This is a genomic window from Duganella callida (assembly GCF_004614165.1).
In the GTDB taxonomy this organism is placed as follows: Bacteria; Pseudomonadota; Gammaproteobacteria; order Burkholderiales; family Burkholderiaceae_D; genus Rugamonas; species Rugamonas callida.
Genome location: NZ_SPVG01000006.1, coordinates 1 through 15,998, shown reverse-complemented (window position 1 = coordinate 15,998; position 15,998 = coordinate 1). Strand labels below are relative to the sequence as shown.

Here is a 15,998-nt window from a genome sequence, read left to right as displayed (position 1 = left end):
GGGCTGCGGCCATCGCGCGCCAGCCGCCACAGCCCGCCGTTGGGCCGCGTCAGCGTCAGCACCTGGCCGGCCCCGTCGCGCGCCAGGCTGAAATAGCGTTCGCCGCCCTGCAGGCGGGCTGGCGCCAGCCGGTTGTGGCGCCAGCGCTCGACGCCGGACTGGCTGCCGACCCACAGGTTGCCGTCGCGGTCCTCGAACAGGATGTTGGCGCCCAGGCTAGCGGCCTGCGGCGACGGCTCCAGCCGGCTGTCCGGCCGCGCCAGCGACGCGCGCGCCACTGACGGTCCCCGTCCCACGCCATCGCTGCGGCACAGGCCGGGGCAGCCCAGCGCCCAGTAATTGCCGTCGCGGTCGAACAGGCCGCTTTCCTGGCCCTCGGCCTGCGCCAGCCAGGCCGGCCGCGGCAGGTCCGGGCCGCGGTGCTGCGGCGGCACCGGCACCAGCCGCGCATGGGTGTCCAGCCACAGGCGGCCGTCGGGCGAGGCGCCGAGATTGGTGGTGATATAGCCGCGCAGCACCGTGCGCAGGCGCGCCGCGCCGGGCGTCAGCACCAGCAGCTGGTCGCCGGCCGCCATCCACAGCTGGCCATACTGGTCGAGCACCAGGTTCGACAGCCGCCCCGGCGGCAAGCCCAGCGCCTTGCCGGCATTGCGCCAGCGGCCCTGTTCCAGCCGCAGCAAGCCGCTGCCGGTGGCGGCCCACAGCACGCCGCCGGTGTCGACCGTGGCGCTCAGCACGGCGCCGACCGGCTGGGCGTCGACCGTGCCCGGATAATGGATCAGGTGGCCCTGGTGCAGCCGGCTCAGGCCGCCATAGTGGTAGCCGATCAGCAGATCGCCGTCGCGCAGCGCGGTCAGCGCCGTGACCGGACGGGCCGGCGCGGTTTCGCCCGGCAAGGGCTCGAAGCGCCGGAAGCGCACGCCGTCGAAGCGGTACAGGCCGACAGTGCTGCCCAGCCACAGCCAGCCGTCGGCGCTCTGCGCCATGGACGTGACCTCGCCCGGCGCGCCATCCCTGGCGCTCCAGATATCATGATGATAGTCCGCGAGCGCGGTCCTGCTGTCCAGTGCCCACGCCGGCGACACCAGCGCCAGCAATAACAAAACGAGGGGAAGAAAGCGGCGCACAAGCTCGTGAAGTCATTAATCAACCTTGATCATAGACGAAAACACAAAATTAGAAAACCTATCGGAGAAATAGATACAATAAAATTTACCAATTACGCGCCGCGCGCTAAGCTGGTATCAACTTCATTCGAGAGAGTCATCATGCACTTACCGCGCCGCCCCCTGCCCCTGCCCGCCAGCGCCCTGGCCTGGCTGGCCGCCCTCGCGCTCGCCATATTCCACTACCGCAGCGCCGGCTGGCTGCTGTTTGCCGCCGGCGCCGCCGTCTGGATGCGCCACGACGCGCGCCGTCTGCTGTCCTCGGACCGCTACGGCCTGGCGCCGGCGCTGGCCCTGCTGGCCTACCCGGTGCTGGCCGGCGCGCAAGCCAGCGGCGCCATCACCTTCGCGCTGGCGCTGCACGCGCTGGTGGTGTTGCTGATCGTGACCAGCCGCCGCCTGTCGCATGACATCGCGCAAGCCTTTTCTCCCGAAAAAGGCATAAGCCGCAGTATTTAAAGTGGATTTTTCAGATATCCACACCAAATGTGGATAAGGGTGTGAATAACCGCCTCTTGACAGGCAAGAAGCCCAGCAACGGCGGGCGTTTCTACAAAATGCCTAATCCACAGGCATTTTTTAAACCCTTACAAATCAAGCACTTGCAAGGCGCTTCCGCGCGGGAGCAAAGCGCTGGCGGGCAACTTGAAAAAAAAGTTTTTGTGCATAAGTGGGAAGCGAGACACCGTCCCCGGAATCCTTTGACAAAAGTGCCGACGAGGAATAGTGTCACTCTGACGCAGGACCTACCTGGGATGATGCATGAATCAGAACGACGACGATACCGACTGGATGATAGAAGACGAGGCGCAGCCGGGCAGTCAGTCCAAGCCGGGCGCCGCCGCCGGCAACGCGCCGCCGCCGTGGCGCGTACTGATCGTGGACGACGACGTCGATGTGCACGTGGTCACCAAGTTCTCGCTGAGCAACGCCTGCTTCCAGGGCCGGCGCCTGAGCTTCTTGCACGCCTACAGCGGCGAGGAAGCGCTCAACGTGCTGCGCAACACGCCCGACATCGCGCTGGTGCTGCTGGACGTGATCATGGAAACCAGCGACGCCGGCCTGCAGGTGGCGCGCCAGATCCGCGACAGCCTGCACAACCAGCTGGTGCGCATCGTGCTGCGTACCGGCCAGCCGGGGCAGGCGCTGGAGCACAGCATCATCCTCGACTACGACATCAACGATTTCTGGTGCAAGACCGACCTCACCACGCGCAAGCTGTTCACCACCGTGATCTCGTCGCTGCGCGCCTACGCCGGGCTGGAGGAAGCGCACCGGCACACGCTGGCGCTGCAGGCCGAACTGCAGCAGGCGCGCCGGCTGCTGGCGGCGGTCGACCAGCACGCGGTGATGGCCACGCTGGACGCGCGCGGCCGCTTCGTGGCGGTCAACGACAAGTTTTGCAGCGTCTACCAGTTCAGCCGCGAGGAACTGCTGGGCGCCGACGCGCGCCTGCTGCACGCCGCACCCTATCCGCAGGACCAGCTGGCAGACGCCTTGCAGGCCCTGAAAGAGGGCGAACCCTGGACCGACGTCATCAGCAGCTGGCGCCGCGACGGCCAGGAAGTGCGGCTGCGCGTGACCGTCACCGCCGCCGCGGGCGAGGCCGAGGCGCCGCCGCATTACATCGCCGTCGGCAGCGTGCTGCAGGCGCTGAAAAAACCGCTTTAAGCCTGGCTTAAGTTACGGATTGCTAAGCGTTTTTTCCGATATCCACAATAACTGTGGATATCTATGTGGATATGACCCCATTGACAACGCAGAGCGCCTGTAACGACGCGGTTTCCGACAAACTGCCCATTCAGCGGGCAGATATAAAGCACCTATAAATCAAGGACTTGCGTTTGCCGCCGCGACCCCACAAAATTTTTTCGCCGAAATGCTTGCCAACATGATTTGTGTATAACTAAAGCCCGCCAACGATATCAATGTGTTATTTTCCGCCGCTGATCGGGACGCAGCAGCACCCGTTCGATGACCTGCGGCGACACATTGTGCGATTTCATGTATTCGATCGCGCAGACCGTGTTGAAACTCGATTGCACCAGAATGCCGCGTTCGACCACGGCGCTGCATTCCTGATCGAGGCGCTGCTGATAGACGGCGGCAGGCGGCGCCGATTCCAGGCTTGGGACTAGCGAGACGTTCATCATCATCCTTTTGAAAAATGGGGCTGCCACCCCGATCGGTGATGCGCCCACTGAGTATGGCCGAGCATTTGCCAAAGTCAATGGCAGCTTCCCATCAAAAAGCGATAAAAACCGCCGCCATCGCCTCAGCGGGCAGGCTTTTTGTTGTCGGGCGCCAAGTTTTCATCGACGTCGGGCGAGGCCGACGGCACGCGCTGGTAGTTCGGCGTGCCGCTGCTCTCCGGCAGCGGGGGGCCGGCGTAGACCAGCGCCAGCTCGGCCAGCGCGCTGACGCCATCAGCGCCGACGCCGGACAGCGACACCAGCCGCAGTTGCCGCGCCGTCTCGCGCCGGCCCAGGTCGACCGTTTGCGGGCCGTAACCGGACGGCAGCGTGCCGCGCCGCAGCTCGCGCCAGGCGATGCCGTCGTCGCTGGCCTGCAGCGCGTAGTCGCGCAGGTCGCCTTCGTGGTCGCGGTGATTCTGGCGCGGCATCAGCACCACGCCGGTAAACGCGACCGGCTGCGCAAAGACGACGGTCAGCGCCGGCGCGCCATGCGCCGCGCCCGGCTTGCCGTCGCTCCAGTAGGTATTCGGATCGCCGTCGATGGCCGCCGCCGCGTCGGTGCCGCCGCTGGCCCGGGCGCCCAGCTTGCTCATCACCCGGGTATCGAACAGCACCGCCCGGCGGAAGGCGGCGGCGTCCACCGGCGTGCTTGGCGCGAACGCGGCGCTGGCCATGTAGGCCAGCACCGACTGGCGCAGCTGGCGCGCCACCACGCGCCGGTCGAGATCGGTCACCAGGTCGGGACTGGCCACCATCAGCTTGCCCGTGCCGACGCGCGCTTCAAACAGCAGTCCCAGCTTGTAGTTGCGGTTCCAGTCGTCCACCGGCTGGACGATCGGTTGCAGCGCCGGCGGCAGGCGGTCGAGGTTGACGGCGCGGGTATTGTTGACCAGCTCGTTCCACTGCCAGCCGTTGTAGCCCTCGCTGGGGAATTGCGCCAGCGCCGGGTGGCGCTGGTCCACCCACACGCCCAGCATGCGGCCCCACGCCGGGCTCATCAGGCGATTCCAGAACACCGGCACCGTGTCCAGCGGCGGCGAGGTCCAGTCCAGGTCCTGCGCGCGCGGCAGGTACAGCACCTTGGCGCCGGCGTTCAGCGCGGTTTCGGCCGCCTCCCAGCTTGACGTCACCAGCACGTCGGCCGGTTCGCGCGCGGCCGCGTGGTCCGGGTAGAGCCAGAAGCGCCAGTCGTTTTCCACCGCGCCGCCGTCGAGGCCGACCACCAGCCGGTAGGCCTGCGGCGCCGCCAGTCCGGCCAGCGGCAGGTCGATGGCGCCCAGCGCGATATTCTTGCCGATGTCGATGGTGCGGCGCGCGAACACGCCGCTGCGCACCACCTGGCCGGCGGCGCCGACGATTTTCCAGTACGGCTGCGCATCGGCCAGCGGCTGCGCGCCGAAATGGGCGATTTCGACCGGCACCGTCAGCCGCTCGGCGCTGGTGTAGGTGCGCTTGCCCAGGCGCGCCAGCGGCACGGTGGCGCCGTTGAAGCGGCGGAATGCCGCCGCCGTCACATAACCTTTTTCTTCCCAGAAAGTATCGAGCAGGCCGACCAGCGCCGTGCCCTGCCCCAGATAATCGTGCAGGTCCAGCAGCTGGTAGCCCATCAGGCCCGGCGTGCGCAGGTTGGCTTCGATCTCTTCCTTGTAATTCTCCAGCTGGAACTTGCCGGAAGCCCAGGCGAAATCCTTGTCGCGCGCGGCCATGCCGTGGCGCGCCAGCCCATCGCGGAAGATTTCGTAATTGCCCGGCCGCAGATAGCCGGTGAATTTCTTGATCACGTCGAAGTCCGGATACGCCACCCATTGGCCGGTCTCGTGCGACAGCACCGGGAGGTCGATGCCGTTCAACGACGCGCCGTAATCGCCGCCGAACCAGCCGCGGTTGCCGCGCAGCGGCTTGGCGCCGATGCGCTGCATCACCAGATAGTCGGCGCCATCCGCCAGGCCCGGCACTTCGCGCTCGGTGTGGCCGGTGCCGTTGCTGTACAGGCGGCGCGGGTCGGCCACGCGGTAGTGGGCGATCCAGCGGTCGAACGCCGGCTTCCACCGCCCCTTGGGTTCGTTGCTCGGGCTGAGCAGCAGGAACGAGGGATGGTTGCCGTAGGCCCTGATCAGACGGTCGGTTTCCGCATACAGCATCTGCTCCATGTCGGTGCCGGGCGAGACCTCGTTCCACATGCCCGGCTCCGGCTGCAGGTACACGCCCAGCTCGTCCGCCGCCTGGAACGCGGCGTCCGGCGGGCAAAACGAATGGAAGCGGATGTGGTTGATGCCCCAGTCCTTATTGATCTGCAAAATCCGCCGCCAGTAAGCGACGTCGGTGGGCGGATAGCCGGTCAGCGGGAAATCGCCGCCATGGTGGGTGCCGCGCAGATAAATGGTGCGGCCGTTGAGCACGAAGCGCCGGCCCTGGGCGACGATGCGCGCGAAGCCGAAGCGGATTGCGCGCGCATCGGCCGCGCCGTCGCCCCGCAGCTGCAGGCTGAGCGTTTGCAGCACCGGCTGGAACTCGTCCCAGTTCTGCGCGCTGAGCGGGTATTGCACGGTGAGTTCGGCGGCGCCGCCCTTGGCGTCCCAGCGCACCGGATGCGGCGTGCCGTTGGCGCTGATCACACCGCTGCCGGCGCGGCCGCCGGCGTTGCCGATGCGAATCTTGACCAGCACCGATTTGCTGACCGGATCGGGAAACACCTGCGCGTCGTCCAGCCACACCGGACTGGTGGCGCGCAACTCGACCTTGCCGACGATGCCGTTCCAGCTCATGCCCAGGGAATCGGACACGCTGTGCGCATCCGGCCGGTATGGCATCAGCATGCGGTTGTCGACGCGCACCGAGAGGCGGTGGCGGCCCGCCGCCAGCTGGCCCAGATCGTATTCGTGCGCGGCCACCAGGCTCAGATTGGCGCCCATCTCGCGCCCGTCGAGCCATACCGTGGAGCCCCAGTGCGGGCGCTCGAGGAACAGCGTCACGCGCTTGCCGCGCCAGGCCGGCGGCACCTCGATGTCGCGCTGGTACCAGGCGGCGCCGAGATAGTGCCGGGGCGGCTGCGACAGGAACGGCACCTTGACCTGGCCGGGCGCGGTGTACGGCTGGTAGTCGGCGCGTTCGGCCCAGTGCTTGTCATACAGCGACAGCACCCAGGGCGTGGTGGTGCTGATTTCGTCGCCATAGCCCTGCGCCTGCAGGATGCCGGGCAGCGCGATGTGGTCTCGGTCGGCAAGATCGCGCGCGAACCAGCGCTGGCGCACGCCCTCGTCGGCGCGGTCGATGGCGAAGCGCCACGCTCCCGCCAGATCGCGGACCTCGGCGGCGCGCGCGCCGGCGCCCAGGCTGAGCGCCAGCGCGGCGCAGAGGAACAGTCGAACCAACATGGTGTGCCTGGCTGAAAACGATAATGCGCCCGATTATCGCGCAAGCCTGCGTCGCCATACGCGCAAGCGCATGACTATTTCGGCGACCGGCAGTTCGGGGACAGACCACGATTTTGAAATCATTGCAAAAACGTGGTCTGTCCCCAATTGCCGCCCAATCGCCGCTCATTTGTTCTGATAGCCGCCGTAGTATTTCACCGGGCTCCAGTCCGGCTGCACCGGCAGCGCGGCGGGCGCGTATTGCCGGAACTCGGGCGCCGCGTACACCACCTTGCCGTTGACGATGGTCAGGCTCGACTCCAGGTTCCTGATCTGCTCGGCGTCCATGGTGAAGTAGTCGCGCGGCAGGATCACCAGGTCGGCGTACTGGCCCTTGGCCAGCGTGCCTTTCAGCTTTTCTTCGCCGCTCATCCAGGCGCTGCCCTGCGTCATCAGCTTGAGCGCCTGATAGCGGCTCAGCACATCTTTCGGCTGCCATACCTGCAGGCCGCCGGCGGTCTTGCCGGTCACCGCCCAGTAGATCGACGGCCACGGGCCATAGCTGGACACGCGCGTGCCGTCCGTGCCGAGGCCGACCGGGATCCGCATCGCCAGCATCTTCTGGATCGGCGGCATCTGGCGCTGCTGGGCGCCGTACTGCTTCCAGTACAGCTCGCCCTGGAAGTACATGCGGTTCTGCACGGCGATGCCGCCGCCCAGTTTTTTCACGCGCGCCAGCTGCCGGTCGCTGATGGTTTCGGCGTGGTCGAAGAACCAGCGCAGGCCGTTCAGCGGCGTGTCCCGATTGACTTTTTCGATCACCGCCAGGTCGCGGTCGATGCTTTCGTCATAGGTGGCGTGGATACGGAACGGCCAGCGGTTCTTGATCAGCAGGCGCAGCACCGGCTCCAGCTCGCCTTCCATTTCGCGCGGCATGTCGGGACGCGGCTCGAGGAAGTTCTCGAAATCGGCCGCGCTCCACACCAGGTTCTCGCCGCCGCCCTCGGTGTTGTAGCCGTTGGCGTAGAACAGGTGCTCGTTCTTGTCCGGATGGGTCTGGTTCAGCCAGCGCTGGTAGTCTTCCAGCTCCTTGCCCGGCTTTTGCGCGAACAGATAATACGACGTGCGCACCGTCAGCTTGCCGTTTTTGGCCAGCTCCAGGCTGACCGCGTAATCGTCGGGATAGGCCTGGCCGCCGCCGCCGGCGTCGATGGCGCTGGTCAGGCCGAGCCGGTTCAGCTCGGTGTAGTACTGCTGGGTCGAATTCAGCTGCTGCTCGCGCGGCAGCGCATTGGTCTTGGCCAGCGTGCCGTACAGGATGGCCGCGTTGGGCTTGGCGATCAGCTTGCCGGTGGGCTTGCCGTCCGCGCCCAGTTCCACCACGCCATCCTTGAATTTGGTGTCGGCGTTGTAGCCCAGCGTGGCGATGCCCTTCTGGTTGAGGAAACCGAGGCCATACAGGTAAAGGATGAACACCGGCTTGTCCGGCACCGCCGCGTTGATTTCCTCCAGCGTCGGCAGGCGCTTTTCTTCGAACTGGAATTCGTTCCAGCCGCCCACCACCTTGACCCAGGCGCCGTCCGGCGTGCGCGCCGCCTGCTCCTTGAGCATCTGCAGCGCCTGCTTCAGCGAGGTGACGCCGTCCCAGCGCAGTTCGGCGTTGTAATTCAAGCCTTCGCGGATGATGTGCAGGTGCGAGTCGTTCAGGCCGGGAATCACGGTCTTGCCGCCGGCGTCGATCACTTGCGTGTTCGCGGCTTTGAGCTTGAGGATCTGGGCATTGCTGCCGACGGCGGCGATCTTGCCGCCCTCGATCGCCAGGGCTTGCGCGAACGCGCCCTCCCTGGTCATGGTGGCGACCTTGCCGTTGGTGATGATCAGGTCGGCGCCGGCGTGTGCCGGCAGGATGCCGGCGGCCGCGGCCGCGAGGGCGAGCTGGGTCAATTTCATAACTACTCCTAAAAATAAAAAACCGGCGCTTGCCAGATACCTGGTGACCGCGCCGGCTGCGTCAGGGAATTGAGACCAGCCCAGTTCCCGTGGATTAGTCCTTCAGTGCTTCGATGGCGAAGGTCAGGGTGACGTCATCGCCCACGTGCGGCGCGTATTTGCCGGCGTTGAACTCGGTGCGCTTGATGGTGGCGGTGGCGTTGGCGCCGCAAGCCAGTTTCTTGGCCATCGGGTGGTCCATGCACTGGAAGTGGGTGACGGTCAGGGTCACTGGCTTGGTCACGCCTTTCAGGGTCAGGTTGCCGTCGATGGTCGATGGCACGTCACCCTTGAAGTTGACCTTGGTCGACTTGAAGGTGGCGGTTGGATACTTGGCGGTGTCCAGGAAATCTTCGCCCTGGATGTGCTGGTCGAACAGCTTGGAGCCGGTGTCCACCGACTTGGTGTCGATGGTGGCTTCCACCGAACCGGTCTTGGCGGCGCGGTCGATGGTCACTTTGGCCTTGGTGCTGTTGAAGCGGCTTTGCTGGGTCGAGTAGCCGAAGTGGCTGTAGCTGAAGCTCGAGAAGGTGTGGTTCTCATCCGAAGTGAAGCTTTCCGGGGCAGCGAATGCGGTCATCGACACGCCAGCGGCGATCAGCAGGGCAACGATTTTTTTCATTTAATGACTCCTAATGTTGAGAACATGGTTTGTTCTAGTAAGGACGATTATGCTCGCACCACAGAAAGTTGTAAAACGAAAAATTTACCGGTTTACTATCGATAAAATCGATCATATGCGCTGGTCGTTATCATAGACGAATGACAAGAAAACGGTATCGGCCAAAAGACGTGCAGCCCGCTTACCCTGGCTGGGTAGCGGGCCACACGAAAGCACTACAGAGGGATCAGGCTGCCGCGGCGACGGCAGCTGCCGGCCGCAGGATGCGCGCCAGCAGGCGTTGTTCGAGGGCGGCAAAGGCGGCGTTGCCGCGCGCGCGCGGCCGCGGCAGGTCGACGCGCAGATCGAGCGTGATGCGGCCATCCTCGATCACCACCACGCGGTCGGCCAGGGCCAGCGCCTCCTGCACGTCATGGGTGACCAGCACGGCCGTGAAGCCGCGCGCCAGCCACAGCGATTCGATCAGCTGCTGCATCTCGATGCGGGTCAGCGCGTCGAGCGCGCCGAGCGGTTCGTCCAGCAGCAGCAGTTGCGGCTCGTGCAGCAGCGCGCGCGCCAGCGCCACCCGCTGGCGCTGGCCGCCCGACAGTTCGGACGGCCAATCGTCGGCGCGCTCGGCCAGGCCGACGGTGGCCAGGGTGGCCGCCGCCGCGTTCAGCGCGCGCGGCAGGCCGATCGCCACATTCTCCAGCACCGACTTCCACGGCAGCAGGCGCGCTTCCTGAAACATGATACGGATGCTGGCGGCAAGGCTGCCGGCGCCGGCGCCGACGGCGATGCGGCCCTCGTCCGCGCTTTCCAGCCCGGCGATGGCGCGCAGCAGCGTGCTTTTGCCGCAACCGCTGCGGCCCACCACGGCGACGAATTCGCCGGCCTGCAATGCCAGCTGCACGTCATTGAGCACCTTGCGCGTGCCGAACGATTTGCCGACTCGCTCTAACTGCAGCGCCACGCCCTGGCGCCGCGGCGGCTGGGCCGTGATCCAGGCGGCGCCTTCGCGCGGCAGCGCGCCGGCGTCGAACAGGGAAGTCGAGATGAACATGGCTACTCCTTAACGGTAAGCGGGATTCCAGCGCAGGAAGTGCTTTTCCATCCCGCGCGCAACCAGGTCGGCGGCCTTGCCCAGCAAGGCGTAAAGCAAAATCCCGACCAACACCACGTCGGTCTGCAGGAACTCGCGCGCATTCATGGTCATGTAGCCGATGCCGGCCTGCGCCGAGATGGTCTCCGCCACGATCAGCAGCACCCACACCAGCCCCAGCGAGAATCGCACGCCGACCAGGATGGACGGCAGCGCCGCCGGCAGGATGACGTCGCGGTACAGCGGCCAGCCGCGCAGGCCATAGCTGCGCGCCATTTCGATCAGGCCCTGGTCGGCCGCGCGGATGCCGTGGAAGGTGTTCAGGTACACCGGGAAGAACACGCCCACCGCCAGCAGGAACAGCTTGGCCGTTTCATCGATGCCGAACCACAGAATCACCAGCGGGATCAGCGCCAGCGCCGGGATGTTGCGCACCATTTGCAGCGTGGTGTCGAGCAGGGTTTCGGCGCGGCGGAAGCTGCCGGTGAACAGGCCCAGCAGCAGCCCCAGACCGGCGCCGATGGCGAAGCCGCTGGCCGCGCGCCACAGGCTGGTGCGCAGGTGCAGCCACAGTTCGCCCGATACCGCCAGCGACCAGAAGGCTTGCGCCACCGCCCACGGCTGCGGCAGGATGCGGCTGGACAGCCAGCCGAGCTGGGACGACGCCTGCCATACCGCGATCAGCAGCACCGGCAGGATCCATTGCGCCCACGGGTTGTGGCGTGCGGATTTGCGCATTTCAGGCCGCCTTCCTGGGCACGATGTCGCTGGCCATGATCTCGCCGAACGGCCCGCTCAGCGACTGCTCGCCGCGGTCCCTGCCCTTGCCCAGCAGCGGGAACACCAGCTCGGCGAAGCGGTAGGATTCCTCCAGGTGCGGATAGCCGGAGAAGATGAAGGTGTCGATGCCGAGGTCCGCGTACTCGCGGATGCGCGCGGCCACGGTGTCGGAGTCGCCCACCAGCGCGGTGCCGGCGCCACCACGCACCAGTCCCACACCGGCCCACAGATTGGGCGATACTTCGAGCTTGTCACGGCGCCCGCCGTGCAAGGCCGCCATGCGTTGCTGGCCGACCGAGTCCATCTTGGCGAAGGCTTTCTGCGCCTTGGCGATGGTTTCGTCGTCCAGATGGCTGATCAGCTTATCGGCGGCCTGCCAGGCTTCCTCATTGGTCTCGCGCACGATCACGTGCAGGCGGATGCCGAATTTGACGCTGCGGCCATACCTGGTGGCACGCGCGCGGATGTCGGCGATCTTCTCGGCCACTGCCGCCGGCGGCTCGCCCCAGGTCAGGTAGACGTCCATCTGTTCGGCCGCCAGTTCGTGCGCCGGCTCCGACGAGCCGCCGAAGTACAGCGGCGGGTACGGCTTCTGCACCGGCGGGTACAGCGTCTTGGCGCCCTTGACCTGGATATGCTTGCCCTCGAAATCGTAGCCCTTGTCGCCGCCCTCGCCCGCCAGCGAGGCGCGCCAGACGCGGATGAATTCATCGGAGATCTCGTAACGTTTGGCGTGGTCGGCGAACAGGCCGTCCGCTTCCAGCTCGCCCTGGTCGCCGCCGGTGACCACATTGATCAGCAGGCGGCCGTTGGACAGGCGGTCGAAGGTCGAGGCCATGCGCACGGCCAGTCCTGGCGTGGTCAGGCCGGGACGGATCGCCACCAGGAACTTCAGCTGCTTCGTCACGTGGATCAGCGACGAGGCCACCACCCAGGCGTCCTCGCACGAGCGGCCGGTCGGCAGCAGCACGCCGTCATAGCCCAGCGTGTCGGCGGCCACCGCCACCTGTTTCAGATAATCGGCATCGATGGCGCGCGAGCCCCTGGAGGTGCCGAGGTAACGGCTGTCGCCGTGGGTCGGTATGAACCAGAATACGTTCAGAGACATCGTTGGTTCCTTATTGCGCGGCCAGACGGACCGCGATCGGTTTCGGTATCAGTTTCAGTTGCGAGAAGGCGTCGGCGAGTTTCTGCTGCTGCGCCAGCACGTCCGCGGTGATCGGCTTGACGCCGTAGCTGTAGCGCGATGCGGCCAGCGCCACCACCTCCGCATCGAGGCCGGTCTGCGCCGCCAGGATCGCGGTCACCTCCTGCGGATTTTTCGCGCCCCACTCGTCCACCCTGGCGATTTCCTCCAGCACGATGCGGACGATATCGGCGTTCTTCTCCGCGTAGGGACGCGCGGCCAGGTAAAACTGGTGATTCGCCACCAATCCCTTGCCGTCGGCCAGCACGCGCGCATGCAATTGTTTTTCGGCGGCCGCCAGGAACGGATCCCAGATGGCCCAGGCGTCGACGCTGCCGCGCTCGAAGGCCGCGCGCGCGTCGGCCGGCGGCAGATAGACCACGTCGATATCCTTGTAACCCAGGCCAGCCTTCTCCAGCGCCTTGACCAGCAGGTAGTGCACGTTGGAGCCTTTGTTCAGCACCACCTTCTTGCCCCTCAGGTCGGCCAGGCTGCGCAGCTTCGAATCCCTGGGCACGACGATCGCTTCGCTGGCCGGCGATGGCGGCTCGTTGCCGACATAAACCAGGTTGGCGCCGGCCGCCTGTGCAAAGATGGGCGGCGCTTCGCCGACGGTGCCGAAATCGATGCCGCCCACGTTCAGCCCTTCCAGCAGCTGCGGCCCGGCGGGGAATTCGGTCCATTTCACCGTCACGTTGCGCGCCGCCAGACGCTGCTCCAGTGTGCCGCGTCCTTTCAGCAAGGTTAGCGTGCCGTATTTCTGGTAGCCGATGCGGATTTCCTGCTTTGCCGGCGCCGGCGCCTGTGCTTGCGCCGCGCCGGCCGCCATCACGCCGGCGGCAAACAGCAGTCCCAGGGTGTGGCGGCGCGCCGCGCGCTTCTGATTGATATCCATGTACGCTCCTTTCACGTTCAACGCGCCAGCCGCACCGGCTGTGGCACCGCCACGAACACCTCGTCCGGCTGCTGATGCCGATTGCGCAGGCCGGCCGCCAGCGCATCCACGCCGTCCTGCACGCGCCAGGCGATGGCGGTGTCCACGCTCAGACCGGTGACGTCGTTCCAGCTCAGCTGCTGCGAGGTGGCGTAGATACTGGCCAGCACCTGGCGCGCCTCCAGCGCCTGCAGCACGGGGCGCAGCGCATAGTCCAGCGCCAGCATGTGCGACTGGCTGCCGCCGGTGGCCAGCGGCAGCACCAGCTTGCCCTTCAGGCCATCCTGCGGCAACAGATCGAGGAAGCTTTTCAGCAGACCGGTGAACGACGCTTTATACACCGGGGTGGCGATCACGATGGCGTCGGCCTCCGCCACCGCGGCCAGCGCGCGCTTGATGGCCAGGTCGGCACAGTCCACATGCAGCAGCGCTTTCGGCGGCAGGTCACGCACCTGAATCTTGTGATGGCGGTGGCCCAGCGCGACCAGCTTGTCGCCCACGTGATCCAGCAGACGGCCGGTGCTGGACGGCGCGGACGGGCTGCCGCTGATAAGAAGAATGCTCATGGTCTGGTCCCCTGTCTTGATGGTGGCGACCAGCATAAGTCCGCGGGCTGGAAATCAAAACGAATAGTTTTATGCTTCGATATGCAAAATCCACAGCATGATTTTTGCGCATATCAAAAGCCGGATTTCTTCGTGTACTGCGCTTGTCCGCGGGTGCCATACTAAAAATACCGATACCTCCAAGACGGACATACCATGTCTCAAGCTGTACTCAAAACGCCGCAGATCGCGGCGTACGATCCTCTCGCCGTGGCGGCCGACCTGGCCCGGCGCCTCGGCGCCAGCGCCAATCAGCGCGACCAGGCCGGCGGCCATGCCGCGCAGGAGCGCGAATGGATACGCGCCTCCGGCCTGCTGACCTTATCGATCCCCACCGTGTTTGGCGGCCACGGTGCGGACTGGCCCACCGTGTGCCAGGTGATCCGCATCATGGCGCGTGCCGACAGCGCGCTGGCGCATTTGCTGGGTTTCCATCATCTGCAGCTGGCCGGTATCCAGTTGTATGGCACACCGCAGCAGCAGAAGCGCTTCTACACCCTGACCGTCGAGCAGAATCTGTTCTGGGGTAACGCCCTCAACCCGCTCGACAAACGCAGCATCGCCAGCGACGCCGATTACGGCTACCAGATCGATGGCGTCAAGAGTTTTTCGTCCGGCTCGGTGGGTTCGGACTGGCTGACCATCTCGGCCTGGCATGAGGCCACGCAGAGTGCGCTGATCGGCGTGGTGCCGACGCGGCAATCGGGCGTGACGGTGCAGGCGGACTGGGACGCCTTCGGGCAGAAGCAGACCGACAGCGGCAATGTGCATTTCAACCGGGTGTCGCTGCCGGCAACGCAGGTGCTGCAGGCGCCGGGCGCCGCGCCGACCGCGCAGGCGACCTTGCGCTCACAGGTGGCGCAGCTGATCATGACCAATCTCTACCTGGGCATCGGCGAAGGCGCGTTCGAGGCGGCGCGCGGCTATCTGGCCGACGAGGCGCGGCCGTGGTTCGCATCGGGCGCGGCGTCGGCCGGCGCCGACCCGTTGGTGCAGCACCGGCTTGGCCAGTTGTGGCTCAAATTGCGGCCGGCGGCGGTGCTGGCCGAGCAGGCGGCGCAGACACTGGAGCGGCTGTACCGGCTGGGCGCCGCCGTCACCGCGCAGCAGCGTGGCGCGCTGGCGGTGACGGTGGCGGAAGCCAAGGTGCTGGCGCACCGCGCCGGCGTGGAAGTCAGCAGCGAAATCTTCGAGCTGACCGGCGCGCGCTCGACCTCCGCCAAATATGGCTTCGACCGCTTCTGGCGCAACGCGCGGGTGCACACGCTGCACGATCCGGTCGATTACAAGATCCGCGACCTCGGACGCTATGCGTTCGACGGCACGCTGCCCGAACCAACGGCGTATTCCTGATGACGACTCCCCTGATCCGCATCGAGCATGCGCACAAATCCTTCGGCGGGTTCGACGCCGTGCGCGACGTCACGCTGGAAGTGCGACGCGGCGAGATCTTCGGCCTGATCGGCAAGAGCGGCGCCGGCAAATCGACCCTGCTGCGGCTGATCAACCTGCTGGAGCGCCCGGACGCCGGCGCGGTGACGGTCGACGGCCGCGAGCTTACCTCGCTGTCCAGGGCGGCGCTGCGCGAGGCGCGCAGCAATATCGGCATGATCTTCCAGCAGTTTAATCTGCTGCAGAACGCCACGGTGGCCGACAATGTGGCTTTCCCGCTGCGCATCCACGGCGGCCAGTCCGCTCGACAGATCGTGGCGCGTGTGCGCGATTGCCTGGCGCTGGTGGGCCTGGAGGACAAGGCCGCCAGCTATCCGGCGCAGCTGTCGGGCGGGCAGAAGCAGCGTGTCGCCATCGCCCGCGCGCTGGCCAGCAAGCCGGCGGTGCTGCTGTGCGACGAGCCGACGTCCGCGCTCGATGCGCAGACCACGCGCGCGCTGCTGGCGACGCTGAAGGACATCAACCGCCGCCTGCGGGTGACCATCGTCATCGTCAGCCATGAACTGGACGTGATCGGCGAGATCTGCAACCGCGTCGCGGTGATCGAGAACGGCGCCATCGCCGAACAATTCGCGCTCGACGACAGCGCCGGCCCGAGCGCGCCGCGCGCGACCGCGCTGGGCCGCGAACCTGTG

The 15,998-nt window shown here is 66.2% G+C and carries 14 protein-coding genes; 4 read left to right on the top strand and 10 right to left on the bottom strand.

Annotated features, from left to right (window positions below; all coding sequences use genetic code 11):
• Positions 1–1,127 (bottom strand): ligand-binding sensor domain-containing protein (locus E4L98_RS00585; RefSeq protein ID WP_307722067.1); only part of this gene is annotated, 1,127 nt, incomplete at its 3' end.
• 141 nt (positions 1,128–1,268) lie between these two features.
• Here E4L98_RS00585 and E4L98_RS00580 point away from each other — a divergent pair.
• Positions 1,269–1,625: a hypothetical protein gene (locus E4L98_RS00580; protein WP_135199622.1), complete on the top strand. Its 357-nt coding sequence runs from the start codon at positions 1,269–1,271 to the stop codon at positions 1,623–1,625.
• 303 nt (positions 1,626–1,928) lie between these two features.
• On the top strand, positions 1,929–2,837 hold the full coding sequence (locus tag E4L98_RS00575) for a PAS domain S-box protein (protein WP_135199621.1): 909 nt from the start codon (positions 1,929–1,931) through the stop codon (positions 2,835–2,837).
• A gap of 254 nt (positions 2,838–3,091) precedes the next feature.
• Here the strand turns inward: E4L98_RS00575 and E4L98_RS00570 are convergent, their stop codons facing one another.
• The 9 genes from E4L98_RS00570 to ssuE all read right to left on the bottom strand — a co-directional run bounded on the left by E4L98_RS00570 (position 3,092) and on the right by ssuE (position 13,872).
• The gene (locus tag E4L98_RS00570; protein ID WP_135199620.1) at positions 3,092–3,316 is read right to left on the bottom strand and encodes a hypothetical protein; all 225 of its coding nucleotides are present in this window, start codon (positions 3,314–3,316) and stop codon (positions 3,092–3,094) included.
• Positions 3,317–3,441: 125 nt separating this feature from the next.
• On the bottom strand, positions 3,442–6,735 hold the full coding sequence (locus tag E4L98_RS00565) for a DUF8487 domain-containing protein (RefSeq protein ID WP_135199619.1): 3,294 nt from the start codon (positions 6,733–6,735) through the stop codon (positions 3,442–3,444).
• Positions 6,736–6,900: 165 nt separating this feature from the next.
• The gene (locus E4L98_RS00560) at positions 6,901–8,664 is read right to left on the bottom strand and encodes an amidohydrolase (protein WP_135199618.1); all 1,764 of its coding nucleotides are present in this window, start codon (positions 8,662–8,664) and stop codon (positions 6,901–6,903) included.
• A gap of 94 nt (positions 8,665–8,758) precedes the next feature.
• Positions 8,759–9,325 carry a YceI family protein gene (locus E4L98_RS00555; RefSeq protein ID WP_135199617.1) on the bottom strand — a complete coding sequence of 189 codons (567 nt, stop codon included), beginning with the start codon at positions 9,323–9,325 and terminating at the stop codon, positions 8,759–8,761.
• A 226-nt stretch (positions 9,326–9,551) separates the two neighbouring features.
• Positions 9,552–10,367 carry an ATP-binding cassette domain-containing protein gene (locus E4L98_RS00550; protein WP_135199616.1) on the bottom strand — a complete coding sequence of 272 codons (816 nt, stop codon included), beginning with the start codon at positions 10,365–10,367 and terminating at the stop codon, positions 9,552–9,554.
• A gap of 9 nt (positions 10,368–10,376) precedes the next feature.
• Positions 10,377–11,144 (bottom strand): aliphatic sulfonate ABC transporter permease SsuC, encoded by a 768-nt coding sequence (gene ssuC, locus E4L98_RS00545; protein ID WP_135199615.1) that lies wholly within the window; start codon positions 11,142–11,144, stop codon positions 10,377–10,379.
• Between the two features lies 1 nt (position 11,145).
• Positions 11,146–12,288 carry an FMNH2-dependent alkanesulfonate monooxygenase gene (gene ssuD / locus E4L98_RS00540; RefSeq protein ID WP_205746639.1) on the bottom strand — a complete coding sequence of 381 codons (1,143 nt, stop codon included), beginning with the start codon at positions 12,286–12,288 and terminating at the stop codon, positions 11,146–11,148.
• Positions 12,289–12,304: 16 nt separating this feature from the next.
• On the bottom strand, positions 12,305–13,267 hold the full coding sequence (locus tag E4L98_RS00535) for a sulfonate ABC transporter substrate-binding protein (RefSeq protein ID WP_135199613.1): 963 nt from the start codon (positions 13,265–13,267) through the stop codon (positions 12,305–12,307).
• 17 nt (positions 13,268–13,284) lie between these two features.
• On the bottom strand, positions 13,285–13,872 hold the full coding sequence (ssuE, locus tag E4L98_RS00530; RefSeq protein WP_135199612.1) for an NADPH-dependent FMN reductase: 588 nt from the start codon (positions 13,870–13,872) through the stop codon (positions 13,285–13,287).
• A gap of 195 nt (positions 13,873–14,067) precedes the next feature.
• On the opposite strand from ssuE, the gene E4L98_RS00525 reads away from it, so the two are divergent.
• Complete coding sequence (locus E4L98_RS00525; protein ID WP_135199611.1) at positions 14,068–15,264, top strand: acyl-CoA dehydrogenase family protein; 1,197 nt, start codon at positions 14,068–14,070, stop codon at positions 15,262–15,264.
• Positions 15,264–15,998 (top strand): methionine ABC transporter ATP-binding protein (locus tag E4L98_RS00520; protein WP_135199610.1); only part of this gene is annotated, 735 nt, incomplete at its 3' end. The genes E4L98_RS00525 and E4L98_RS00520, both read left to right, overlap by 1 nt.

Coding starts and splice junctions, on each gene's coding strand:
- E4L98_RS00580 (WP_135199622.1), top strand. CDS start 1,269: ATGCACTTACCGCGCCGCCCCCTGCCCCTGCCCGCCAGCGCCCTGGCC.
- E4L98_RS00575 (WP_135199621.1), top strand. CDS start 1,929: ATGAATCAGAACGACGACGATACCGACTGGATGATAGAAGACGAGGCG.
- E4L98_RS00570 (WP_135199620.1), bottom strand. CDS start 3,316: ATGAACGTCTCGCTAGTCCCAAGCCTGGAATCGGCGCCGCCTGCCGCC.
- E4L98_RS00565 (WP_135199619.1), bottom strand. CDS start 6,735: ATGTTGGTTCGACTGTTCCTCTGCGCCGCGCTGGCGCTCAGCCTGGGC.
- E4L98_RS00560 (WP_135199618.1), bottom strand. CDS start 8,664: ATGAAATTGACCCAGCTCGCCCTCGCGGCCGCGGCCGCCGGCATCCTG.
- E4L98_RS00555 (WP_135199617.1), bottom strand. CDS start 9,325: ATGAAAAAAATCGTTGCCCTGCTGATCGCCGCTGGCGTGTCGATGACC.
- E4L98_RS00550 (WP_135199616.1), bottom strand. CDS start 10,367: ATGTTCATCTCGACTTCCCTGTTCGACGCCGGCGCGCTGCCGCGCGAA.
- ssuC (WP_135199615.1), bottom strand. CDS start 11,144: ATGCGCAAATCCGCACGCCACAACCCGTGGGCGCAATGGATCCTGCCG.
- E4L98_RS00535 (WP_135199613.1), bottom strand. CDS start 13,267: ATGGATATCAATCAGAAGCGCGCGGCGCGCCGCCACACCCTGGGACTG.
- ssuE (WP_135199612.1), bottom strand. CDS start 13,872: ATGAGCATTCTTCTTATCAGCGGCAGCCCGTCCGCGCCGTCCAGCACC.
- E4L98_RS00525 (WP_135199611.1), top strand. CDS start 14,068: ATGTCTCAAGCTGTACTCAAAACGCCGCAGATCGCGGCGTACGATCCT.